Source organism: Alteromonas sp. 4NH20-0056, from assembly GCF_057539655.1.
This window is the reverse complement of the sequence record NZ_BAAJLS010000010.1, coordinates 26,227-51,547: the sequence shown is the minus strand read 5'-3', so window position 1 is coordinate 51,547 and position 25,321 is coordinate 26,227. Positions and strand designations below refer to the sequence as shown.

Genomic DNA, 25,321 nt, shown 5'->3' with positions numbered 1-25,321 from the left:
ATAATTTAGTGTAAGCCATCACAAATCTGATAGGTACACATCAAGTGTCATACCTTACCCAGCTAAAAACCTTTGTTGAAGTTTATCGGTGCGGAAATATTACCAAGGCAGCGATTAGATTAAATATGTCTCAGCCCGCGGTGACATCACATATTCAATCGATGGAATCGATTGTTGGAAGAGAACTGTTTATCAGAAAAGCGCGAGGCGTTGAACCTACGCCAATTGCTGATGACTTGGCACTGCAAGTGTCCCAACATATCGATATGCTAGAAAGCAAAGTTGACTCGATAAGGAGTCGTTCTTCTACTGTGCATGGAACGCTACACCTGGCAGGTCCTGCGGAATATCTAAGTTTCGTTGCGGGGCCAACGCTTGCTAATTTACTGCAAGCCGACAAAATCAACCTTGTGATCCATACGGGCAATAAAAACAATATCTACACGCTGCTAGAAAACGGTACCGTTGAGTTGGGCATCACAGCGTCTATGCCGAATGAAAAAATGTACGATTATCAATGTTTGGACAAAGAGCGACTGCTATTAGTAATGAACCGAGTGCAGGGGCGCGAACTTGCGGGGCAGTCGGTTAACGCGTCAATGCTGGCAGATTACAAAGTGATTACTTACGATGAACAATTGCCTCTTATCAGACAATATTTTAATAGCGTATTTAATGCGCGTTGTGAGTCACCGGTGGCAGCGGTTTGCCCTGATATTCGGGCGATAGCAACCATTGTTAAATCAGGGGTAGGGTACTCTGTGTTACCAGACTATCTGTGCAAACAAGCGATTGATACAGGCGAGTTAGTGCAGCTTGGTAAAGAGGGGCCGGAAAATGAAATATTCTTAGTGTGGAAGAAGGGAGCGCTTAATCACCCAAGAGTAGGTTATGCGAAAGATGTGATCATGGCCTTTGCCAATATGAATGTGATTACGTCGCGCCATGACAATTAAATCGCAGATATAAAAAAGCCCCAATGTATAGGATGGGGCTATTTAGCGATTATGTCTGCAGGGTTAGAATGTGCTGACCACTTTCACCGCATCAGTCACTAAACTCTCGTCAATAAAACCAAGTGTGTTTGGGTTGGTAGCAACAAGCTGAAGCATTTCTTCTTGTGAAGATACCGACTCAGGTGGCGTTCCTCGCCCAGTGAATACGAGCTTGGACCAAAATGCAGAATATTGGCTTTCAGATTTTTCCAACACGCCGCCGTTGAAGCTAGCTCTTACCGCTTCGCCTTGCTCATACGTTAAAGGAAGGGCTTTGCTACCGTCGGGAAATGTTTTCGATTTTCCCAAGTAAATACGTTTTACAGCGTCTAAATCTACGCCAGAAGCGTTTCCTGCATTAACAATAATAACATTCGCTGCGGTTACAGGTAGTGTAAATACCAAGCACAGGAGTAGGATATATTTCATGTTTAAGCACCTTAAAATACCAATTCTAATGAAACTGCACATGCAGTTGTGATAACGCTGCCAACGATGGTACGACACAATGTTTTACCACCTCTAGTGGGGGTATTATCGCAAAAGTATGGCCCACCTTCATATTGTTCGATAGTAGTGATTGTATATGACATTACTGAATTTGCTTGTTAGATTGCGAGAATATTCCTTTTATTTTAGTCAATTATTTTAAATAACGTGTAATTTTATTGTCGTTAAGGCGCGGCGAACTTATTGCCGAAACGCAATAGTACAAAGCGCGCTATGACCAATACAACGTTGTCCATACTGTCGCTATTGTCAAGTTTGTGATTGTAAACGGTATGCTACCGGAGGTGTTACATCGACTCACATTGGCGTATGCGTAAGGAGCACAATAACCACGATGGCAAAACCAAATAAAAAAGGGCCGGTAAAAACGGTCGATATTTTTTGCGCTAAATGCAAAACCCCGTTATTTAAATATAAAAAGGGGGGCAAAGGCGCATTAGTGAAATGTTTTATCGCTCGAATCGTGCACGATTATACAGCGACCCCTTGTATATGTCCGTCTTGTGGGGTTCAATTTTCCCGCGAAGCAATGATTAGAGGAATGCCGTCCTACAAAATGATGGGTGGAAAAGTAATCGTTAAGTAAGTACGCAAAATAGTTGCTGTAATCAAAAAACCGCCTACATTTAATATAATCTTGAATATCAAACTCATATGGATGTGAGCCTTTCCATTGTGTGGTGGATTTGTTTATGTCTATAAAAAGAAAGTTTCTATTCGCCATTTCTGCAGTTATTGCATTTATTGCGCTGGTCATTGCTGGCATGACGCTATTCACCACGTCAGAAAGCGTAAAAGAAGAAATAGAGCAGCAAAAGCAAAAAACAGCTGACAGGTTAATCAATATCCTCTCTATCACCGACACTATCATGCAGGAACGGGTGGTGAGTAGTATGGCTCTGCTAAAACTGCGTGGTAGTGAAGTGGGTACGCCACGCCAGAATGGAACGGCAACAGTAAAAAACACAACTGCTTCGCAATTGTTTCTGGGTTCGCAACCCCAAGCCAATGACTTTACCCTTGTTGATGGTCTTACCGACGTCATGGGGGGAACAGCCACGCTGTTTAGTAAAACAGGCGATGATTTCATTCGAGTAAGCACCAACGTAATTAAAGATGGCCAACGCGCTATTGGTACTAAGCTCGCTCCGAACGGAAAGGCGATGGCCAACATTAAGCGCGGAGAACCTTACTATGGCGCGGTAGATATTTTGGGTAGCCCTTATCTTACCGCCTATGAACCCATGAGAGATGCGGCTGGCACGGTCATCGGTATTTGGTATGTGGGATATTCTGCTGACATGAAAATACTAGAGGAAGTGATAAATGAAAGTCACTTACTCGAAGACGGGTTTGTTGCACTTAGAGACAGTAAGGGCAACATTAGAATGCATTCTTCTCATATTAATGATGCTGACGTAAATAAGGCGCTTAGTGACCGTGATGGTGAGTGGATAACCACCGTGGTTCCGTTTGAAGCGTGGGGATACGACATCATACTCGCGGCGTCTTCGTCGGAAAAGTCGGCATTAGTCAGCACCGCGGTTTTGGCCCTATTACTTAAGATTTTACTAGCCAGTATTTTCGTGCTCGTTACCGTGGCCATTCTTATTTCTAAAATAGTGGGTAAACCACTGGATGAGTTCATTGCCGTACTAAGCAATCTCGCTTCGGGTGAAGGGGATCTTACCTTTCGATTCAGAGAAACAGGAGGGGATGAATTTGGAGAAATGTCGCGCGGATTTAATCGGTTACTGGCTCAGCTTCAAGATACGTTGCTCGATGTTGACGAAGCAACCGAAGCGATGCTTCATAAATCTAAGGTATTGTCTTCAACCGCTGATGCGTCCAATAACACGGTAGCCTCGCTGAGTGACGAGACACAAGCTATTGAAATAGCCATTAATGCGTTGCGAGATAACGCTGATGAGGTTGAGCGAAACATTTTAGAGTCGAGCGAGGCGGCTGGTAATGCGGATGCTGATACTCGGAAGAGTACTGACGTCCTCAACGCTACTATTACTGACATAGAAACGCAGGCTAAAGATGTTGATGCATCGGTAGCAGTGATCACTGAACTTGCACAGGCTAGTGAAGAGATAAGTGGCGTAATGGAGGTCATTAGCAACATTGCGGAACAGACAAACTTGTTAGCGTTAAACGCGGCCATTGAGGCGGCAAGAGCCGGAGAACAAGGGCGAGGTTTTGCGGTTGTTGCCGATGAGGTTCGGTCGCTGGCAAGTAGAACGCAAGCGTCAACAGAAGAAATTCGTAAAATGATTGATAGGCTGCAGCAGGGCAGCCGGCAGGCTTCGTCAAAAATGCAGAGTAATAAAGACAATGCCTTTAGAACGGTAGAAGTAACAAAAGAAGCTGGTGCCTCCCTTGACCAAGCGTTGCGTGCAGTAGCCTCTATTACCGCATTAAATAAAATGGCCGCAGATATCGCGCAACAGCAAAAAGGCGTTACCCATGACGCGCACGCACGACTATCTAGTATTCGAGACGTGGGTAATAGCAACAGCCGTTATGCCAATGAAGTTGTTCAAAACTGTAATGATTTAGTTGAACAGATAGGGCGCATGCAGGGGCAATTACGTAAATACAAGTTTTAGGTTTGTTCAGGGGTTTCAGGGGTTATCAGCATATAGCCTGTTGGTAACCGACCACTGGTAAATGTTAATAAAGCAATGCAGTACTATAGTGTTGTGCCCAATTAACACGTTATGTAACAAATTAAAGTGGGTAAACATCGTGCGGCCCCTTGTGTTGCAAGCTGAGCCCTTTTATTCTCGCTGTTGAAAAGAAGAGATCTCAATCTTTCAACAACGGAATAAACATAATGAAACGAGTTACCGCGCTTTTTAGCGCTGTACTAGCGTTGTCTTCGTCATATGCATTTGCCGAAGATGTCGAGTACAGATTGCCCTCATCAGTTACACCTACGTTCCAACGTATACACCTAAATCTAGACCCGGACGCACCAGGCTATTCGGGTTCAACTTCTATTGATATTACTGTGAATGAAGCCACACAGAAAGTGGGCTTTTATGAACAGGATTTAGTGATATTGAATGCATCACTGTCGTTCAATGGAGAGAAAATTCCGCTTACCGTATCTGGAGGGGAATACGATATGAATTGGGGCGAAGCAAGTGACATGCTTAGCCCAGGAAAATACACGTTAGACATCAATTTTGAGGGCACGGTGAATACGTCTTCAGATGGTATGTATTTATCTCGCTTTGAAGATAAAAACTATATCTTCACTCAATTTGAAGATATGCATGCGAGAAAGGCGTTCCCAAGCTTCGACGAGCCTATTTTTAAAATACCTTATCAAATGACCATCAGTTCGCCAGCACATCAAGTGGTGGTATCTAATACGCCGGTTGAAAATGAAGTCACCAACGACGGTATAAAAACGGTAACGTTTGAAAAGACTAAGCCGATGCCTACCTACCTTATTGCATACACAGTAGGACCATTTGATAGCGTTGAAATGACAGGGCTTCCCGTTCCTGGCAGATTGTATGTGCCTAAAGGCTACGCTGATAAAACCGCATTTGTAGTAAAGCATACGCCTGAAATATTGGCATCATTAGAAAATTTCTTCGGCATTAAATACCCGTACAAGAAAATGGATTTTGTTGCGGTGCCTAACTTTACGCACGGTGCCATGGAAAACGTCGGTCTTATCACTTATCGCGATAGCTTATTGTTGTTAGAAGACGAGCCAAGCTTAACTGAGCGTTCTAGACCATTAAATGTTATTGCCCATGAGCTTGCGCACCAGTGGTTTGGTAACTTGGTAACCATGGCGTGGTGGGACGATTTATGGTTAAACGAAGCGTTTGCTTCGTGGGCTGCAAGTTATGTTATGAAAGAGCTTTACCCTGAGCTCAACTATGCAGACCGCATTGTTCAAGAAGGTGCTTTTGGCGCAGATGCAAGCCCAACGGTAAAACCGGTCAAAAAAGAAGTAAGAACACAGCCAGATGTAATGGATGGTCTGGGGCTTAACTACTCAAAGGGCGAATCGATTCTGCAAATGATCGAGTCGTTAATTGGTACCGACAAATTCCGTGAAGGTGTGCGTGCTTACATGAAAGAGCATGCATGGGGCAATACCGTTGCAGATGACTTGTGGCGAGCGCTTGATGGCGTGTCTGACTTTAACCTAAGCGCTATGATGAAAGCATACTTAGAACAGCCAGGTTATCCACTGATTCATATCGGCACAGACGGCAGCGTTGTGCAGTCTCGTTTCCATTATGCAGGCGCAACGGTTGAACCTCAAACGTGGGCTATTCCTTTAAAGCTTACCTACAAATCAAACGGTAACATCAAACAAGAAGTGGTATTCATTGATAAGAAAACCACGACACTTCCTCAGCTCGCTGAAGCAGATTGGGTATATCCTAATGATAATGCCACTGGCTATTTCCGCTGGGCCGTAAGTGCAGAGCAACTAAATGCGTTGTTGTCTGACATTGGTGCGCTCAATAAACGAGAAAAGAAAAATGTGCTCTATAACTATCAAGCGCTATTAAACGCTGATGAAGTAGGGGTTGATAGCGTTATGAAAGTGCTTAATGCACTAGCTAACGACCAAGACCCTGCCGTTATTCGTGCCGCCGTAGGTGTACTTGCCGAGTTTGATTACCTGGTTAATGATGAAAACGAAGCCAACTTTGCCGCACTGCTTAACGACAAGTACCTTCCGCTATTAAATCGCCTCACGCTAACGCAAAGCGATACCGATTCAGCAGACGTTATTCGCCTTCGTAATTTGTTGTTCGGTGTTTTAGGGATATATGCAAACAATGAAGAATTGATTGCTAAAAGCGAAGTAATCGCAAAGCAGTATATTGCAGACCCAACCAGTGTACCCTCAGGGATTGCGGGAACGGCTATTGCTATTACTACCAAGTATAGTGAAGTAGAAGACAACGCGAAATGGTTCGACACTATCGTAAAAGCCTTTAAAGATGCGCAATTGCCAAACGTTAAAAGAACCTTGGTGTATTCAATGCGATTTAAAGACAAAGCATCTGTTTTCAAGATGCTTGATTTAGCGCTAACCGACGACATTACACCGGCAAATACGGTATCGATGGTAATAAGTGTGGCGCGTAGTCTAGACGATCATACATTGCTTTATACTTGGTTAAATGAGAATAAAGATGCACTGATTGCTAAAATGCCAGACTACCATGTGTCTCGTATGCCTGAATTTGTCTCAACGACATGTTCTGCAGATAATCTTGCAATGGCAAATACCTTCTATGCACCTATTCATGGTCAGCATCAAGGTATGTCTCGTGGTGTTGAAATCATGCAAGATGAGTCAAATCAGTGTTTGCGATTGAAAGAAGCATTCCAAAAAGACTTTGATGCTTTCCTAGCAACCGCTCAGTAATACATTATTCTGAAGTGTAAAAAGAGCACCATTTTGGTGCTCTTTTTTTTGCCTTGTTACTGAATCTACTTACCCTCACGCTGCGCCTCAGAATTCATTTATAGCGTACCTCGTTCAGCTACGACTCAATTTATACCCAAATATTACAGTTTAGCTTTACCTGAACAAAGGTATAGCTGAGTTGTTCATCAAATAAGTTTATTTTGACGCGCTAACGTCATGAAAAATAACACATAGAATGTTTTTAATATTATTTTTATCAAGTTCTTGTTGTGTATACCTATGTATAAGAAATTATACCTTCCTACACAATGTTCAGGGTAAAAAAATGGTGAAGCTAGTTGGTAACAAATCGCTAAGACTGACAAAGTCAGCGCTAATGATTAATGCACTAATAGGAAGCACATTATCGTTTGGTGTAATGGCAGACACACTGTGGCAAGAAAATTTTGAGGCAGCAGCGCTTCAAAATAAGGGAGCGATTGGCGTCTCTCAAGAAGCACCCGTCACGATTGATATGGACGGCATTACACGTTGGAACATTGATGTTTCGGCAGCTGCACTAACGGCTACAACCGATTGGTTTAAAGTTAATAACAACGCCCTTCAAGCGCGAGACGTCGATGGCGAGGTTATCTGGGAATCTGAAACGATTGATATAAGCGGTCACACTAGCGTAAGCCTCGACGTTCTAGTATCGCAAAGCGGTACGTTTGAAAGTGCCGACTACGTTAATGTTTTTTATTCTGTCGATGGGCAAAGCTTCGAGTTAGTTACCTTAACTGAAGGTGCCACGACAACGGTTAATGATGACTTTGGCAGCGTAACAGTTACTGCCGCAGTGCCACAGGGCTCAACGCTCGTTGTGCGTGTGTCGATGTCAAACAATGCTAGTGGCGAGTATTCAAACCTTGAAAGTGTAACGGTATCATCGGCGACAGTTGATGACGGAAATACTGGCGGTGATGATAATAGCGTTCCAAGCGATGAGCTTCGCATGTTGTCACAAACCTGTTTTAACTGCCCTGATTTACAGGCGATTAACCTAGCAGATGATTTTGTTGAATCTATATATTACGCGTCGCTTAATACTGCGCTAGTAAATCAAGATAATGCTGAGTCGCTAAAAGCGGTTACACAAAACATCATATCAACCGGTCATCGTCCATTAACCTATTCAGAAGCGTGGACTGCGCTTACGTATACCGATGAAGACCCTGCAAATACAGACAATGTTATTCTTTTTTATAAGGGAACATCGCAGTCTAAGTTTACTAATGGCAGCGGTTCACAGAGCACCAATCAGGATAACTGGAATCGTGAGCATGTGTGGGCAAAAAGTCATGGTTTCTCTAGTTCAAGCTTAACGGCCTATACCGACATTTTACATTTACGCCCTACGGATATTTCCGTAAATAGTGCACGGGGTAACCTCGATTTTGATTTCAGCGATAGCCCATTATCAGAAGCTCCAGCTAATCGTGTTGACAGCGATTCATTTGAACCACGCGATGCCGTAAAAGGTGATGTTGCGCGTTCACTGATGTATATGGACGTTCGTTATGACGGTTCTGATAGCAACGATGCAGAAGCTGACTTGGTGCTACTTAACCGCTTAACGACAACCGATGAAGCTGCGCTAGGAAAGCTATGTGTATTGCTGCAATGGCATGAGAGCGACCCAGTCGATAACTTTGAACAAACCCGAAATAACCGTGTTTACGAATTCCAAGGGAACCGAAACCCATTTATCGATAAGCCAGAATTAGCGTCTCTTATTTTCAACGCAAGTTGTGACGGCTCTGGCGGTGAAACAGGTGGTGACACAGGCGGTGAAACAGGTGGTGAAACAGGTGGTGAAACAGGTGGTGAGACAGGTGGCGATACAGGCGGCAGCGTGTCAACCAACAGCATCTATATTTCCGAATACATTGAGGGCGGTAGCTTCAATAAGGGCATAGAGTTATTCAATAGCTCATCGGAAGTAGTTGATTTATCTGACTATACACTTCGCCTTTTCTCAAATGGCGCAAGCGGCGAAAGTGATGCCAGAGAGCTCGTGTTGTCTGGTGTAATCACGTCGGGTGGTGTCGCAACATTTGCTCACGGCAGCGCTGTTGCAGAGATGGTTTTTGATAATACAACTTCTAACAGTTCAGTTATCAACTTCAACGGCGATGATTATATAGAGCTTGCCTACAAAGGCGATGTGGTTGACGCAGTGGGTACGTTTGGTGTTAGGACAAACTGGGGCAAAGATAAGACGCTAGTAAGAAAGGCATCGATTGTCGCAGGCAACCCAAATCGCAATGCTAATTTTGATGCCAGTGTTGAATGGGACAGCTATCCGAAAGACACACTCACGTTCTTTGGTTCTCATAATGGCACTATTTCTTCGCCTGTTGATCCAACAGACCCGACCGATCCTACGGACCCCGTTGATCCTAATGAACCTGTAACCAACGTTACGCTGATTAGTGCTATTCAGGGCGACGGCGACGTTTCTCCATTGGTGGGGAATGCGGTCTTGGTCGAAGCCGTCGTTACAAAAATAACTCCACAGATGAATGGCTTTTTCGTACAAGAAGAAGCAAGCGATTCAGACGGTAATAATTCAACGTCAGAAGGCGTTTTCGTCTACTCAACAACGTATACCACCATGCCTGCGGTGGGTGATGCGGTTAGGATACGTGCTGACGTTGTCGAGTTTAATGGTCTCACTGAGTTAGTGTTAACTGAAAATGTAGAAGTGCTTGGTAGCGGTGATAGCGTGATATCTTCGTCGCTAGCGATGCCATTTTCTGAATCGGTAAATTTAGAAGCTTATGAAGGGATGCAAATTAGCTTTGAACAAACGCTTCGTGTTACTGACAACTACAACCTAGGGCGTTACGGGCAGTTCAGTGTCGCGTCTGAGCGACTCATGATCCCAACAAATCAGTTTGTGGCGGGCTCAGCAGAAGCGATTGCACTTGCCAATAGAAATGCGCGTAATTCACTTATTGTTGATGATGGCTCTAATGTTCAAAATCGTGACGATGTGCCGTTTCCAGTTGGTGGGCTTTCACACGCCAATCCTTTACGTTTAGGAGATAGTGTCGAGAACCTAGAAGGGGTTGTTCACTTTGGGTTTGGTTCTTATTACCTGATACCGGTAAATGATCTCCAAACAGTAAGAACAGGCGCAAGATTGAGATATCCAGTTCTCAATGCAGTTGGAGATGTAAAAGTCGCCAGCTTCAACGTACTTAACTACTTTAATGGCCCTGATTTCCCAACGGCTCGTGGTGCAGACTCTGAAAATGAACTTGCACGCCAGCAAGCGAAAACAGTCGCAGCAATATTAAGTATGAATGCTGATGTACTTGGTTTGGTTGAAATTGAAAATGATGGTTATAGCGCTGATTCAGCTATTGCAACACTGGTCGACAGCGTAAATGCTGAGTTGGGCGAGGATGCCTATGCCTATATTGCACCAGATGCCCAATTGGGTGGCGATGCAATCACAGTGGGTATTATCTATAAGCCTTCGGTGGTAACCCCAATGGGTAATGCTGTTTCGTCGTCTGACGTGCCATTCGATTTTGGCAATCGACAGCCTTTGTTACAGGGCTTCACCGTTAACGCTAACGGAGAAGACTTTACGCTTGCAGTAAACCACTTTAAATCAAAAGGAAGCTGTGGAAGTGCAACGGGGAATAATGCTGACAGCGGTGATGGGCAAGGGTGCTGGAATGGCCTGCGAACAGAAGCAGCTGAAGGGCTTATCTCTCTTGTGGCACAAAACAGTGATGTGCTGTCTCCTCGCGTGTTAATAATGGGTGATTTAAATGCTTACGCAAAAGAAGCACCTATCTTAGCCATTGAGTCGGCGGGTTATACCAACCTTGTGAATGCCTTCGACGGTGATGGAGCTTACTCATACAGCTTTGGTGGCGAGATTGGCTATTTAGATCATGCACTATCAAGTGCGTCATTAACTGAGTATGTCGTTGATGCCACAGTATGGCACATCAATGCAGATGAACCACGGGTGTTCGATTATAACGAAGAGTTTAAATCGCAAACACAGTTGGCAAATTACTATGCCCCTGACGCTTTCCGCTCATCAGATCACGACCCCGTGTTGGTGGTTCTGAACTTTCCGGAAGAAATCGTTATTGGTGACTTAGACGGTGACAACGATGTTGATTACAACGACGTGATGGCGTTTTACCAAGCGTTCTTGTCTGGGCAGGCCCTTGATAGCAGCTTTGATTACAACAGCGACGGTATCGTCAACTTTTTCGACCTTCAAGCGTTAATGGCAATGTGTACCCGCGCTGGTTGTGCAATTTAATTTTAAGGAAACAACAACATGAAAAAACTATTTTTACTTCTTGTGGCAGCCGCCACCTTTAATGTGAATGCCGCTTTCATTACGGTGTCGACTGACAAAGCAACGTACAACGTGGGTGATACGATTGTTGCCACAGTAAGTGCGACTAATTTAGCGTTACCTGGAGGCTTTCAAACATTATTTAGCGGTTATTCAACGCAGTTGACCTTTGATGCATCGTTGCTTGATGCTGTCTCTGGTAGCGTAATGTCGCTTGCACCTTTCGGGCCAGAGCTGGCGCCGTTCCCTATTGGACCTCTTTTCAATCAAACCATACTTGGGAACAGCGTTACTGTGAATTCTTTCCTATTTCCTTTTGATCCAACAAGCCAGCTAGGTAGAAATACCATTGGGTTATTTAGCGTAAGCTTTACTGCTAAGGCAATTGGCGATGCAGTATTGGCAATGGGGCTCAGCTCAGTGTCTGAGCCCGCATTTCAAGCTCTTCCTCCAACACAGGTGGGAACGCAAAACACAAGCTTTGCAATCACTCAAGTGTCAGCGCCTGGTACAGGCGTACTTGCTGCCCTCGCGTTAGCAGGCCTTGTTGTAATGCGTCGCCGCGTAAGCCGCTAAAGGCAAGCCGACATTGATAAAAGCCCAGCTAACGCTGGGCTTTTTTTTGCCTTCTTATTGAGGAAGAGTATTACCAAAGAGGCTATTTACACACGACTTAAAATAAACCACACTGGGTAAAAATAACTACGGTGTGATTTCTATGTTAGATACGCTTTCTTATGCCCAACGACAACGCTTAGCGTATATCGACTTTTGCTTACTGTTTAAGGGGGCCATTCATCGCCAAGACTTAATTACTCGCTTTGAAGTGGGGTTGTCGGCGGGTTCAAGAGATTTTACGGTGTACAAAGAGCTTGCGCCGCATAACCTTTATTATGATGCGAGCGTGAAACGGTACTTTCAAACCGACACGTTTTCCCCTTTGTTTAACCATGATGCAAAGCGGACGCTCGTTAAATTGGCCAACAATATTTCAGATGGATTTGATGCTATCGGTGATATGCATTTTCCTGTTGAAAGTGCATCTTCGCTAAATGTGCCTGATATTTTCGTGGTAGCCAAAGTGGTGCAGGCCATCATCAACAAAAAAGCGATAAGTATTATCTACACCTCGTTAAGCAGCGGCTCTGGCGCGCGCGAGCTTGTACCTCATAGCATCGTTGACAATGGACAGCGTTGGCATGTTCGGGCTTTTGATAGAAAGTCGGGAAGTTTTCGTGACTTTGTACTTACACGCATTAGTAAAGTATCGATAAAAGACGAACCGCACAGCAGTGAATGCATAGCGCATGACAATGCATGGTGCCGTATGATAACCCTTGAGCTTGTTCCTCATCCTAAAAATGTTAAACATCCTACAGCAATAGAGCTCGATTATGCCATGGACGCGGGCGTCCTTGTGCTAGAGGTTCGAGCAGCCATGGCAGGGTATCTGCTTCGCCGCTGGAATGTCGATTGTACTAAGCATGCAAGTTTACGGACGGGCGAGTACCAACTTTGGCTACGCAATCAAGAGTCGCTACTCAATACCGACAACCTCGCAATTGCGCCGGGCTATATTGGCGAGCAAATAGCGTACGAATAACCACGCAAAATAAACCCATTACATAACCATCTTGCGATACTTTTTAGCGATACGTGCAGCGCTTGCTTTGTATAGCGCGTAACGTATCGCTAGTCCTACCATCACATTTGCTAACACTCAGTAACTGTAAGAAATTCTTCAATTTAGTGTCAACTCACTGTCACCGAACGTTCATAAAACCACTTCATTATCGTTGTCGCTAACATGACGCAACGGGAAGCAGAGCGACGTCGTTTCTCGACATAACTCCAAGGAAAAATAATGAATAACGGCACATTTAGAAACATTAAATATTCAACTATTGCACTAGCAGTGGTATTCGGTTTATCAGGGTGTTCATTGGAAGGCGATGACGGTACTGACGGCATTGATGGTGCCACTGGCACACAAGGCCCAGTGGGTGCACAAGGCCCAGTCGGTGCACAAGGCCCGCAAGGCGACGCCGGCGACACGGCGGGTAAGCTCACTCGAATTGCAACCGTGCCCTTAGGCTCAGAAGTGACAGGGATCTTTTTGACAGAGGAAGGCGACCTATTCTTCAACGTTCAACATCCGTCTGGCGCCAATACACAAACCAACAACGTTAACACTATGGCAATCAATACCGGTACTGTTGGGGTATTGGCTGGGGTTAATTTTAACCAATTACCTGCCACCCTTCCTAATTCGCCTGTACCTGCATCAGACGTTGAAAAAGAGTTGGTGATCTCGGCCATTGGGCAATATCAAATACTAGGTCAAACTGGCGATACCTTTGGTAGCGAATTACCTGAAGGGTTAGGTCATATTTACACACTCGACGGTGAAGAGTTAGTACTTGAAAACGATATGCCTGACTTCAACGGTTTTATCTCTACAGCCGAAGGAGAGGGCTACCTTTTCTCAAACTGGGAAGAGTTGCCAGGTGGGATGAGTCGTATGAAAATTAAAAAAGACGACATGGGTATGTGGCAAGTTACTGAAGCCATGATGCTTGATTTTTCGCCAGTATGGGGCACCGCAGCTAACTGCTTTGGTTCAATGTCACCTTGGAATACGCCGCTTACGTCAGAAGAGTGGGTAGTAAATTCGTCGGTCGATTCAACGACATCACCAAGCTGGAACGACCCTGCGGCCGTTAGCACCGAAGCGCGTTTGGGTCGCATGTGGCAGATGACTGCGCCAGATGCCCCCAACCCTTATAACTATGGCTACATTGCCGAAGTAACTGAACCATTAGCCGATAGCCCCGTCATTGTAAAACACTTTGCCATGGGCCGTTACGAGCACGAAAATTCAACCGTCATGCCCGATGGTAAAACCGTTTACTTATCACAAGACGATACTGGTGGAGTGTTGTTTAAATTCATCGCTGACACAGCTGAAGATTTATCGGCCGGTACACTGTATGGCGCTAAGTTAACGCAAGATGTGGGACAGAACGACCCCGCTACGACCGGCTTTGCTGTTGAGTGGGTTGAACTTGCAAGTGGCGATAACCTGACTATTCGTGCTTGGATTGACGAATATAACGGCTTAGGAACAGATGATTATGTCGAGGGTGAGAGTTCGTTTATCACCATGGCTGATGTACAAGCCTGGGCTGATGGTGATGCAACGTATCCGACAGTAGAGCAGGGTGGCTCTCGCGTAACAGCAGGTCAACCGATGGATGACCGTGTTGCATTCCTTGAGAGTCGTGCTGCGGCGAAATTAAAAGGTGCTACGGCAGAGTGGCGCAAATTAGAAGGTATTTCTATCAACCAGAAACGTGCGCAAGAGGCCGTCGAAGGGATTGATACGATTGCTGATGAAATCGTCGACAATGCCTACCTTTACATTGGTATTGCAGATATCGATAACACCATGGTGGATGACGAAGGCGATATGCAGTTGTCGGCTCGTGTAAAAGATTGTGGTGGTGTGTATCGTGCAAAACTTGAAGCGGGGTATGACATTACGCGTATTGAGCCGGTTGTCATGGGCGGAACATACCGCTCAAGTTTAACAGGCGCAGAGCGCTGTGATGTAGAGCAACTGTCGCAACCTGATAACGTCATTGTAATGAACGATGGTCGAATCTTAATTGGCGAAGATGGCTTCCAAGAAAACAATACGTTGTGGATGTATGAGCCTGCTCAAAAGTAACGTCTTTATTGTTTAATGTTAACCGAGCACTTAGTTGCTCGGTTTTTGTCGTTGAAGTGATTATGAAAAAACTATCCTTACTAACCACGCTTTTGTTTTTACTTGGTGCGATTTGCGCATGTGACTATTTAGAAGATACGGGCGCTATTAATACAAGTGAAAGCGTAACCGCGCAGAAAGATTACCCCTATGAACAAGGCGATAACATACCCGCTTTGGCATACATTGAGCACGGCGAAATCTATAACCCTGAGTCGGTTATTCCCCCCCAGTGCTACACCAAAACAGAGGGGACAAACAACCCATGTTATGCCTGTCATCAAAGTTACGATGGTAATGAAAAACGACCTAACCAGATGGGAGATGGCACCTTACAGGGAAATTACGAATTCTCTGATGTAGGGCTAACCAACAGCTGGAAAAACCTATTTATTGATAGAAGCCAACTCATAGAGGCAATAAGCGATAACGAGATTGCCCGTTATGTTTCTCAGGACAACTATAGTGAAGCTACCGCAATGCCAGACACGATGAGAGTGAAAGGATTAGCGCTAGCAGAAAAAGCGTTTGATGAGCAGGGGATGGCGAAAGATGGAAGTGGCTGGGTTGCCTATAACTACAAGCCATTTCCAAGTACATTCTGGCCTACTAACGGCTCTACTGGCGACGCAATGATACGGTTACCGCTTTCGTTCAGACAACAAAACGGTGAGGATAACCCCGCTGTGTATATGGCGAACTTAACCTTAGTTGAAATGGCGATAAAAGATGTCCAGACTCTGCCTGTAAATGGCGTAGATGAAACCCTGTTAGGTATTGATATAAATGGGGATAACGCCTTAACGTCATCGGTAAATGTCATGAATAGGCAAACCCATTACCTTGGCGATGCACGCGGGATCCCATTGGTAAAAATGCTCTACCCTGAAGGCGCTGAATTTTTACATACCGTTAGGTACATTGGGGTTGATGATGAGGGAAATATTTTCAACGCATCACGCATGAAAGAAGTGCGTTACATGAAAAAACACCAGTTTAGAAGCCGTGAAAGTCTGGCGTCAGCGTATTACGCCGAAGCGAAAGATAAGCACTTTGAGAAGCTACCTCAAACACGTTACCTCGGCGAAAGGGGGATAGACAACGGATTCGGCTGGACCATAAACGGGTATATCGAAAATGAGGATGGCGAACTTCGCGCACAACACAGCCAAGAGCTGGCGTTTTGTAATGGCTGTCACAAAACGATAGGCTCTACCTTTGATCAAACTTTTTCATTTGCGCGCAAAGTGCCAGGCAGTAAAGGGTGGGGCTATATTAATCTGCGTGAAATTGAAGATGTGCCCAATATTAACGAAGAAGAAGGCGAGTTTCTTACGTATATGCGCCGGGTTGGTGGTGGTGATGAGTTCAGGCAAAACGCGGAAATGTTAGCAAAGTGGTTTACTGAAAACGGTACGCTCGATGAGCAAAAGTTGGCCTCTGCAAAAACTGTGTATGACATCATCACGCCGAGCCCACAACGTGCAAAATCACTTAATAAGGCGTATTTGACGATAGTCAAAGAGCAAAGCTTTTTATTTGGTCGTGACGCAACTATCACCGAGGCTAAAAATGTATTATCTCTTATCGACAAAGCACAACGGCCGCTGAAGCCTGAGAAACGCTTTGAGTGGGATATGCGGCTTGATTGGGATGTGACTCCTACCGCTGTCGAAAAAGTGGTTTACACTAAGTAAGTTAGGCTCTAAATACGGCGCACGCGAGAGACAAAGAGTGTGTGCCTTATTTTTTGCTTCGCGCAATGTTCATGTTGCGGTTTGGGTACAATCATGCGGTTGCATTTACTGTATTAGATGGCTTTTTAGACATCTGTTTTAGCAGTACAAAACACTGAAGAAGAACTGAAAGTGTTACCAAGCTTTCCATCGTAAAATCCTTTGATTATCGTAAAGTCCATTGTGACGCTTATTTAAAAAGTGATGCGTATATGTTGCACCGATACTGTCACGCTGTTGTGTTGCAATAAATTAAGCATAATGTATGCCACTTGTAAGTTGTTGTAATTATGTTGTTTTTTGTTTTTTGAGAAAGCCAGCATTAGCGCAATTACACACCTTTTGGCAATTTTACATACGGCCAGATTGCGAATAGTCAAAAAGCGTATGATGGCTAACGCACCGGTAGCATCATTCAGTGATATGATAATGACGCGATGTTAAACTTTGGTGTAGTTGTTTACGTATAGTTACTAACGTAAAGTGCTTAAAAATAGATGGAGAGAGTTGTGGATACAGAGTCACCGGTAGTGCTTCGTCAATTTGACAAGGCAACGATGCGAACGGTAAACGTAATAAGTGGCATCTCCCCTAATGCCATGAGAAGGGTGTTTGGCGCTTGGATTTTGTTTTCTGCCATTGTGGGCGTTATCGTTGCAGTTGCACCAGAGCTTAGTCTTCAGTTTATTCTGCTTACTATTTTTGTTCTCGTATCATTTACCCTCGCAATGTTTGGTCAAAGCAGGATCTCAGAAGGCTGGCCTTCGATTATATGCATAGACGATTTTATTGGTGTCGTTAGAGACCCAATGAAAAGAGAGTTTGTTTGTGTGCACAAATCACTTGTAAAAAACGCGACACCAGGCCTTATAAAGCCAAACAAGAAAGCGGTCGAAATTTTGCTCGACGAACACAAGCTTACTACGCAAGATGAAGAGGTACTTAAACAGGGAGTCTGGCCTAGAAGCGATAGGTTGGTCGGTTTAGCGCATTTTAAAAAGCGAGAAGATGTCTGCCAGCGTGTAATGGCATGCTTAGATAATAAAGCGGCGGTTAACGCCTCCACTAAAGAGGCGTGTGTTAGTTAGATGTTTGTTTGCTTTAAGCTTAATACTGTCAGTAGCGGAAAGTGATCTGAACCAATGTTTGGCAGCTTTTTAACATGAACCAGGTCAAAATGATTTGAGTGAAACACGTGATCTAATGGCCATTTCACTAAGGGGTAATGGGCATGGAAAGTATTATAGAACGCGCGACCGATTCTTGGATCTAGTAACCCACTTATCTTTTTAAACTTTCTTGTTGTTGGTGACCAAGCCACGTCATTTAAGTCTCCGGCAACGATAACCGGACCGTCAATATTCGATACTTCTTTTCCGACAAGCAATAGCTCTGCATCTCTTGGCCCCGCTGTTTCATTTTCGGTAGGGCTTGGTGGTTTAGGGTGAAGGAAAAACAATGTCACTGTTTGATTGTTTTTGGTAAACGTTAAGCGAATTGAAGGTACGTCATCTTCAATCAAAAACCGTAGGCTAACCTCTGAAAAAGGGTATTTACTATAAAGGTGCATGCCATAAAGGTTTTCTAATGGGCAATGTTTCGTGTAGGGATAATCACCTTCGATACTTGCAACGTTCTCTTCCCAGCGTTTGTTCGACTCAAGCATCACGAGAAAATCGGGCTTATGCTTTTCCACTTCAGTGAGCAGAGCATCGTACTTGTCATTTGGCATGAATACATTGCTTGAAAGTATGCTTATTGTATTATCGCTGTTAGGTGTCTTTTCACGGTGAACCTCTCTTTTATAGAATAACGTGTATGGAATAATCCATTTAAGTTGATAAAGCAAAGTAAGCAAAAGGCACGCTAGTGCGGCGTAATCGTATAAGGGGTTGCCATCGGCATCTGCTAGGTTGAATGTCCACGCTTTTGCAACGAGCGCAATGAAAATAAGTGCTGCTATTTGGAGGCGTGGAAATTCCCATACCCTGACTACCCAGTGCTTAGATGGCAGTAAAGGTGCAACGGTTATCGCAACAAGTAATACGATAAATAGGTTAAGTGCAGTAGTCATATAGTCCCTTAGTAACGAAAGTTATCTGCCAATACTGGTGCGTAGAATGGCATTAATTGGCGAATAACAATTTATGTAGCGTCTGCGCTATTCCCTTTTTAGAAAACGTTGCGGTATCACCCATTGATTCTGTTGTTCAACAGGCCGCTTGATAACAAATACATTACATGCTCAGGTATGCAATATTTGAGAACGACTCGTAACATAAATACTATTATTAACAACATTAAGCTAGCCAATCCACTACTAGTAATTAGTAACGATAGTGCCTAAGAAGCAATGATAGTGCCGACGACGTTATTTCTTGCACTCTTACTTCCGACAATGCAACCCAGTGCTATACAGGATGCGGCGCGGCGCATGGGGCAACAACAAGAAGCTGAACAGCATATCACCTATGCCAAAGCAAAGGGCACGTAAAAAATGCGTGACGCGTGAATAATTTTTACATTAATTAAAAAAGTCAGAAATGTCGATTTCTAATTTTTCTATTTTAATCAGTGTTTTATGTTGTTGGCATTGGATTCGCATTAGTATTTACGAGTTTCAACAAAAGGAGAAATGTTATGAAACGCACATTACTATCAATGATTGTTGCTACAACACTATCGACTTCAGCACTTGCTGGCGATATGGATACCGACAACAAATGGGAAAAGAGTGCTAAAGACGCATGGATAGATGGCAAAGCCGAAGCAACGCTATTGTTCAATGGCAACCTAGATTCTTTTGATATCAATACCGACGTTAAGAACGGCAACGTTGTATTAACGGGTAGAGTAGACAATTCGGTCGAGAAAAAATTAGCAGAAGAGTTAGTAGCTAACATCGACGGTGTAGTATCTGTCGAAAACTCTCTAACGATTATTGAACAGCATAATTTAGATGACGATGAAATGGTGTCTTCAATGTCAGATGACGTGGAAGACGGGGTTGATGAGGGCACAAGTGAACTCACCGACGCAAAGATAGCGACCGTCATCAAAACAAGGTTGCTGTTAGATAGTGATATCTCTGGATTTGATATCGATGTAGACGTAGAAGCCGGCTACGTATCGCTTACCGGTAACGTTGATTCAGATGCCGAGCGTCAACTAGCATTAGAAATTGCAAAAAACGCTTCTGATGTAATCGAGGTAAAAGATAATCTACGCGTAGTAACAGAAACAGCGATGAACTAGCCCGCGCGGCACGTTTATCAGATAGGGGCCTAAAGGCCCCTTTTTTATACTTGCCCTAAAACGTCTGAGTAAAGCCCTTACACCAGAAACTCGATACAAGCGCCCTAATCTAACGCTTATATCTAAATACTAAGCCGAAATACTATATCACTCAAAACGACATCCTAGACGTCTAAAAGCTGCTGCCCCAACAATAGCGAGTTAACCTCAAATTTTGCGACACCGTAACGCCACTCTACAAGCCTTGCTAGCGCAGCGTTAAATTTACGCAATACAGTGTAGGACTTGCAGATGAACCCTATTCTGATGATTGAATGCATCAATAAGTAATTGAAATTAAGTGTTATTTTATTTGGCATGATAGCTGCAAATATTAAACGGTATAGAGTGATTAGTTATGCGATACACAATGACGCTTTAACGTCTTAGCAGTGCGAACCGATTACCGTTTTCCAATTATTATTAAGGGTATAAAGATGGATTTTTTACGTTGGTTATTTTCAGGAATATTGTTATCAGCGTCTATCATAGTAGCTGGCGTTGTGGGTAACGGCTTCGCGTTCATGAGTCAGGCAGAGGCGGGAAGTGGTGAAGCACAATTTCATACCGGTATTGTAAACATCGAGCGTGCATACAAACTAACTGATTTTGATGTTTCTAAAAAGCAACATTTGCTAAGAAAAACGCGCGTAGAATATTACATTGCAGAGGCGAAACAGGCAGATATTCGAGGCTGGACATACAAAAGAGAGCAACTAGTAGAACGTGCCCAAGGTTTGTTGTCGTATCACCAAAGCCGATTTACGTTTAGCGAGCAAGCGTAAAAATGGCGCACGTGATGAACATAGAAGGCGAGTGACTCCTATCACTCGCCTTTCGTTATGCTTATTCTATATCAACAATTTTGAGCGTATTGGTGGCACCCACTTTTTCCATCTCATCGCCGTAAGTAAGAATAATGCTGTCACCACTTTTGACTAAGCCTTTCTCTTTAAGTACAGCAACAACATCGTGCTTTAATTTACCAGGCTCACTGTTCGAAGAATCGAAAAACACTGGCTGAACGCCACGGCAAAGCGCCATTAAATTCAGTGTTTCTTCATGTCGAGACATCGCGATAATAGGAAGAGAAGTCGTAATGCGCGACATCAACTTCGGTGTGGTACCACTTTCGGTTAGCCCGACGATCGCTCTCACACTTGGGAGATGATTGGCCGCGTACACTGCCGACAGCGCGATAGATTCGCTGGTTGAAGCAAATAGCTCATCCATACGGTGTTTCGAGATTTTGACGCTAGGGTGGGTTTCAGCGCCTTCACACACTCGTGCCATTGCCTCTACGGTTTCGATAGGGAAGCTACCTGCAGCGGTTTCCGCCGATAGCATGACCGCGTCTGTACCGTCTAGAACGGCATTGGCAACATCCATCACTTCGGCACGCGTTGGCATAGGGCTATCAATCATCGACTCCATCATCTGCGTTGCCGTGATCACGACCTTGTTCAATTGACGAGAGCGAGCGATAAGTTTCTTCTGTACACCAACAAGCTCAGCATCACCGATTTCTACGCCTAAATCACCACGTGCAACCATGACGGCGTCTGATGCGCTTATGATGTCTGTGATAGCTTCATCTGTTGCTACCGTTTCGGCGCGTTCTACTTTCGCGCAAATTTTAGCGTAACAGCCAGCTGCTTCCGCTAGCTCGCGCGCGTAATGCAAATCTGCGCCGCTGCGAGGAAACGATACCGCTAAGTAGTCGACACCAATTTTAGCTGCAGTTTTGATATCTTCTTTATCTTTTTCCGTAAGCGCTTCAGCAGATAAACCGCCGCCTTGACGGTTTATGCCTTTGTTATTACTTAACTTACCGCCTACCGTCACTTCGGTGAGCACTTTACGGCCTTTCACTTCCGTTACTTTAAGCTGAATACGTCCGTCGTCTAACAGTAATATGTCGCCAGCAGATACATCGTCAGGTAATGCTTTGTAATCTATGCCTACTTGCTCAGCGTTACCATCATCTCGACCTAACTCAGCATCAAGAATAAAGGCAGCACCAACCTTTAAATGTACGGCGCCATCGACGAATCGAGCAACACGAATTTTCGGACCTTGCAAATCACCTAATATGGCAACGTATTTTCCAAGGCTCTTAGCGGCTTCTCTAACGCGCTTTGCTCTTTCAATGTGATCTTCGGCCTGACCGTGAGAAAAGTTCATACGTACTGTGTTAGCACCGGCTGCGATAAGCGCCTTAATTTTTTCTAGAGAGTCAGTAGCTGGCCCAAGGGTGGCAAGAATTTTAGTTCTTCTGGTCATGTGAATCCGTCGCTCGTTTTTTAGAGTGAAACGCTTAGTAAGAACATGTGCTGAATTGATTTACGGCACATGTAATCGCTTTACGTAATTTTATTACAGAATAGTAGATGAAACTGACTGAAATGTGAATTAAAGAAAGAAAAACACACCACTGGCTCGACCAGTTGTTGTCATTTGGGTCACTCACACAGGGAGTCTCTCGTTTTTATATCAGAAGCAAAGCGTAGAATACGAGGAGGTGATTATCAACCTGCTTGCTGAAAGCAGGTTGATAGAAAAGAAAATGTGTAGTGCGGGTTAGCGTTGCTACGAGTTCGGCTTTTCGTAGCGTGAACCTCGAAGCGTGTCTTTAACACGCTTTAAGTTTTCTCTGAATTTATTGCCTCTTCGCAGAGTAAACCCTGTCGCCAAAACATCAATGAGGGTGAGCTGTGCAATACGAGACGCCATTGGCATGTACATGTCGGTATCTTCCGGTACTTCCAACGACAATACAAACGTACACTCTTGTGCGAGCGGGCTATTTGCTGAGGTGATACCCACTACCGTGGCATCATTCATCCGCGCGATCTGCGCAATCTCAACTAAGCTCTTCGTACGCCCGGTGTGAGAAATCAGTACTACCACATCACCATCTGAGCAATTCATGCAGCTCATACGCTGCATGAGTATATCTTCAAAGTAAACAACGGGCACATTGAAGCGGAAAAACTTATTGAGCGCGTCGTGGGCAACAGACGCTGACGCCCCTAATCCAAAAAATGAAATCTTTTGCGCTTGAGTCAGTAAATCAACGACTCGATTAACAGTTTGTACATCAATGGATTGCTTGGCTACCTCAAGGGAGGCCATGGTCGATTCGAATATTTTATTGGTGTACTCGCCAGGACTGTCGTTTTCATCGACATGCCTGTTTACGTAAGGTGTACCGTTTGCGAGGCTTTGTGCTAAATGTAGCTTGAAATCGGGAAATCCTTTTGTATCTAGGCGCCGACAAAATCGATTCACAGTTGGCTCACTAACATCAGACATTTTAGCTAATGTTGCTATACTCGAATGAATCGCGGTTTGCGGGTTCGCTAGAATAATTTCAGCAACCTTACGTTCCGATTTACTAAAGACTGCTTTGTTTTGCGTTATTTTTTCTAAAATATTCATAAGGTTGTAACAAATTTCAAGAGTGATTTGATTTAATGTTCAACTGTAATAGTACCCAATGTGACGGAAGTAACAAGAAAAATGTAATTTTTTGACATTTTATTGCTGTAAACTTGCTGAACTGAATAAGATTTCGTGCTAAATGTGCGCCAAATAGATGTTAGTAAGGTGAAAGTTGTAATTTTACTACATTTAGTGTTAACTATATGCTAATAACACTCGAAAGACAGCCGAGAAGCGTGATGAGTCTTTCGTATATTTATATTAAGAAGGTCGACGAATATGGTATTGGAGAATTCCTACGAACCCTGTGACTTCGTGCTATTTGGCACGTTAGGGGATCTTTCAAGACGTAAGTTATTACCGTCTTTATATCAGCTCGAGAAAGCTGACTTGATGCACCCAGAAACCACCATTGTAGGTGTTGCGCGTCAAGAGATGTCACTTGATGACTATATTGAAGAAGTCCACAAAAACTTAGTTAAGTTTGGTGAAAAAGACTTATGCCAAAAGACCTGGGGAAAAATGAAGGCGCGTTTGCATTATGCGTGCGTCGACATGAAAGATGTAACCAGTTATAGCGTATTAGATGACCATGTCGACCCATCAAAGACAATGGTGTGCTACCTAGCAACACCTCCCGCGATTTATGGCGATATCTGTCAAGGCTTGCACAGTTGCGAGATTATCGATTCTAGCGTTCGCGTTGTACTTGAGAAACCGATTGGTCATGACCTTGAATCATCAAAAGTTATCAACGAACAGGTAGCGGAATACTTTGATGAAAAACAAATTTATCGTATCGACCATTATCTAGGCAAAGAAACCGTTCTTAACCTTGTTGCTCTTCGTTTCGCCAATTCTATCTTCGCGACAAACTGGGACCATAACTGCATAGACCACGTACAGATTTCTGTCGCAGAGTCGGTCGGCATCGAAGGCCGTTGGGGCTACTTCGATGACGCCGGTCAAATGCGCGACATGGTTCAAAATCACCTTCTTCAAATTCTTAGTTTAGTGGCCATGGAACCGCCAACGACACTCGATGCAGACAGCATTCGTGACGAAAAGCTTAAAGTGCTTAAAGCGCTGCGCCCAATCAATTCATTCAATATCAATGAAAGTACGGTTCGAGGTCAGTACACAACGGGTTTTGTGAAAGGCGAAGAAGTACCGGGTTACCTAGAAGAAGACGATGCGAATAAGCAAAGCCGCACCGAAACCTTCGTTGCTATTAAAGCGGAAATAGATAACTGGCGTTGGGCGGGGGTTCCTTTTTACCTTCGTACCGGTAAACGTATGCCAAATAAAGTAAGTGAAGTGGTTATCTACTTCAAACGTCAGCCGCATAACTTGTTTGGCGACAGCTTCAAGAACCTTCCGCCCAATAAATTGGTTATTCGTTTGCAGCCTGATGAAGGCGTAGAAATCACCGTAATGAATAAAGTACCAGGGCTGACCAATTCGGGCTCAATGGATCTTCAAAAATCAAAGTTAAACCTTAGTTTTTCTGAAGCGTTCGCTGATGAGCGTATACCTGATGCTTACGAGAAATTGTTGTTAGAAGTGATGTTAGGTAACCAAGCACTGTTTGTTCGTCGCGATGAGATTGAGCAAGCATGGACGTGGGTTGATTCAATCTTAGAAGCATGGAAAGCATCAAGTGAGCCGCCAGAACCTTATCAAGCGGGGACATGGGGCCCGGTTGACTCGATTGGCTTGTTAGCTCGAGAAAACCGCAGCTGGTACGAAAGTAAAACACCGAAGAAGAAATAG

18 protein-coding genes are annotated in these 25,321 nt (G+C 44.2%); 14 read left to right on the top strand and 4 right to left on the bottom strand.

Translation table 11 applies throughout. The features are described from left to right. The first annotated feature begins 44 nt into the window (after positions 1-44). Complete coding sequence (locus AC27EZ_RS15270) at positions 45-956, top strand: LysR family transcriptional regulator (protein WP_487136142.1); 912 nt, start codon at positions 45-47, stop codon at positions 954-956. Between the two features lie 63 nt (positions 957-1,019). On the opposite strand, the gene AC27EZ_RS15265 is transcribed toward AC27EZ_RS15270, so the two are convergent. After that, the gene (locus AC27EZ_RS15265; protein WP_487136141.1) at positions 1,020-1,424 is read right to left on the bottom strand and encodes a type 2 periplasmic-binding domain-containing protein; all 405 of its coding nucleotides are present in this window, start codon (positions 1,422-1,424) and stop codon (positions 1,020-1,022) included. Between the two features lie 415 nt (positions 1,425-1,839). On the opposite strand from AC27EZ_RS15265, the gene AC27EZ_RS15260 reads away from it, so the two are divergent. From AC27EZ_RS15260 to AC27EZ_RS15220, 9 genes are all read left to right on the top strand, one after another. After that, positions 1,840-2,091: a hypothetical protein gene (locus AC27EZ_RS15260; RefSeq protein ID WP_487136140.1), complete on the top strand. Its 252-nt coding sequence runs from the start codon at positions 1,840-1,842 to the stop codon at positions 2,089-2,091. Positions 2,092-2,197: 106 nt separating this feature from the next. Beyond that, positions 2,198-4,120: a methyl-accepting chemotaxis protein gene (locus AC27EZ_RS15255; RefSeq protein ID WP_487136139.1), complete on the top strand. Its 1,923-nt coding sequence runs from the start codon at positions 2,198-2,200 to the stop codon at positions 4,118-4,120. A gap of 227 nt (positions 4,121-4,347) precedes the next feature. Beyond that, complete coding sequence (locus tag AC27EZ_RS15250; protein ID WP_487136138.1) at positions 4,348-6,927, top strand: M1 family metallopeptidase; 2,580 nt, start codon at positions 4,348-4,350, stop codon at positions 6,925-6,927. A 328-nt stretch (positions 6,928-7,255) separates the two neighbouring features. Next, complete coding sequence (locus AC27EZ_RS15245) at positions 7,256-11,266, top strand: ExeM/NucH family extracellular endonuclease (RefSeq protein ID WP_487136137.1); 4,011 nt, start codon at positions 7,256-7,258, stop codon at positions 11,264-11,266. 18 nt (positions 11,267-11,284) lie between these two features. Beyond that, entirely contained in the window at positions 11,285-11,881 is a 597-nt protein-coding gene (locus tag AC27EZ_RS15240; RefSeq protein ID WP_487136136.1) for a PEP-CTERM sorting domain-containing protein, read from the top strand. A 142-nt stretch (positions 11,882-12,023) separates the two neighbouring features. Further along, positions 12,024-12,908 carry a WYL domain-containing protein gene (locus tag AC27EZ_RS15235; RefSeq protein WP_487136135.1) on the top strand — a complete coding sequence of 295 codons (885 nt, stop codon included), beginning with the start codon at positions 12,024-12,026 and terminating at the stop codon, positions 12,906-12,908. 261 nt (positions 12,909-13,169) lie between these two features. Beyond that, complete coding sequence (locus AC27EZ_RS15230) at positions 13,170-15,035, top strand: alkaline phosphatase PhoX (protein ID WP_487136134.1); 1,866 nt, start codon at positions 13,170-13,172, stop codon at positions 15,033-15,035. 62 nt (positions 15,036-15,097) lie between these two features. Continuing rightward, complete coding sequence (locus AC27EZ_RS15225; protein WP_487136133.1) at positions 15,098-16,771, top strand: hypothetical protein; 1,674 nt, start codon at positions 15,098-15,100, stop codon at positions 16,769-16,771. Positions 16,772-17,319: 548 nt separating this feature from the next. After that, positions 17,320-17,898 carry a hypothetical protein gene (locus tag AC27EZ_RS15220; protein WP_487136132.1) on the top strand — a complete coding sequence of 193 codons (579 nt, stop codon included), beginning with the start codon at positions 17,320-17,322 and terminating at the stop codon, positions 17,896-17,898. Here AC27EZ_RS15220 and AC27EZ_RS15215 read toward each other — a convergent pair. Next, complete coding sequence (locus AC27EZ_RS15215; protein WP_487136131.1) at positions 17,895-18,884, bottom strand: endonuclease/exonuclease/phosphatase family protein; 990 nt, start codon at positions 18,882-18,884, stop codon at positions 17,895-17,897. The genes AC27EZ_RS15220 and AC27EZ_RS15215 overlap by 4 nt on opposite strands. Before the next feature lie 279 nt (positions 18,885-19,163). On the opposite strand from AC27EZ_RS15215, the gene AC27EZ_RS15210 reads away from it, so the two are divergent. From AC27EZ_RS15210 to AC27EZ_RS15200, 3 genes are all read left to right on the top strand, one after another. Continuing rightward, the gene (locus tag AC27EZ_RS15210; protein WP_487136130.1) at positions 19,164-19,304 is read left to right on the top strand and encodes a hypothetical protein; all 141 of its coding nucleotides are present in this window, start codon (positions 19,164-19,166) and stop codon (positions 19,302-19,304) included. 146 nt (positions 19,305-19,450) lie between these two features. Continuing rightward, positions 19,451-20,065: a BON domain-containing protein gene (locus AC27EZ_RS15205; protein ID WP_487136129.1), complete on the top strand. Its 615-nt coding sequence runs from the start codon at positions 19,451-19,453 to the stop codon at positions 20,063-20,065. Positions 20,066-20,541: 476 nt separating this feature from the next. After that, on the top strand, positions 20,542-20,889 hold the full coding sequence (locus tag AC27EZ_RS15200) for a hypothetical protein (RefSeq protein WP_487136128.1): 348 nt from the start codon (positions 20,542-20,544) through the stop codon (positions 20,887-20,889). 61 nt (positions 20,890-20,950) lie between these two features. Here the strand turns inward: AC27EZ_RS15200 and pyk are convergent, their stop codons facing one another. Together pyk and AC27EZ_RS15190 are read right to left on the bottom strand one after the other, a co-directional pair. After that, complete coding sequence (gene pyk / locus AC27EZ_RS15195) at positions 20,951-22,387, bottom strand: pyruvate kinase (RefSeq protein ID WP_487136127.1); 1,437 nt, start codon at positions 22,385-22,387, stop codon at positions 20,951-20,953. Positions 22,388-22,693: 306 nt separating this feature from the next. Next, positions 22,694-23,545, bottom strand: a complete 852-nt coding sequence (locus AC27EZ_RS15190) for a MurR/RpiR family transcriptional regulator (RefSeq protein WP_421131701.1) — start codon at positions 23,543-23,545, stop codon at positions 22,694-22,696. Between the two features lie 282 nt (positions 23,546-23,827). Here AC27EZ_RS15190 and zwf point away from each other — a divergent pair, with 282 nt between their 5' ends. After that, positions 23,828-25,321 (top strand): glucose-6-phosphate dehydrogenase, encoded by a 1,494-nt coding sequence (gene zwf / locus AC27EZ_RS15185; protein WP_487136126.1) that lies wholly within the window; start codon positions 23,828-23,830, stop codon positions 25,319-25,321.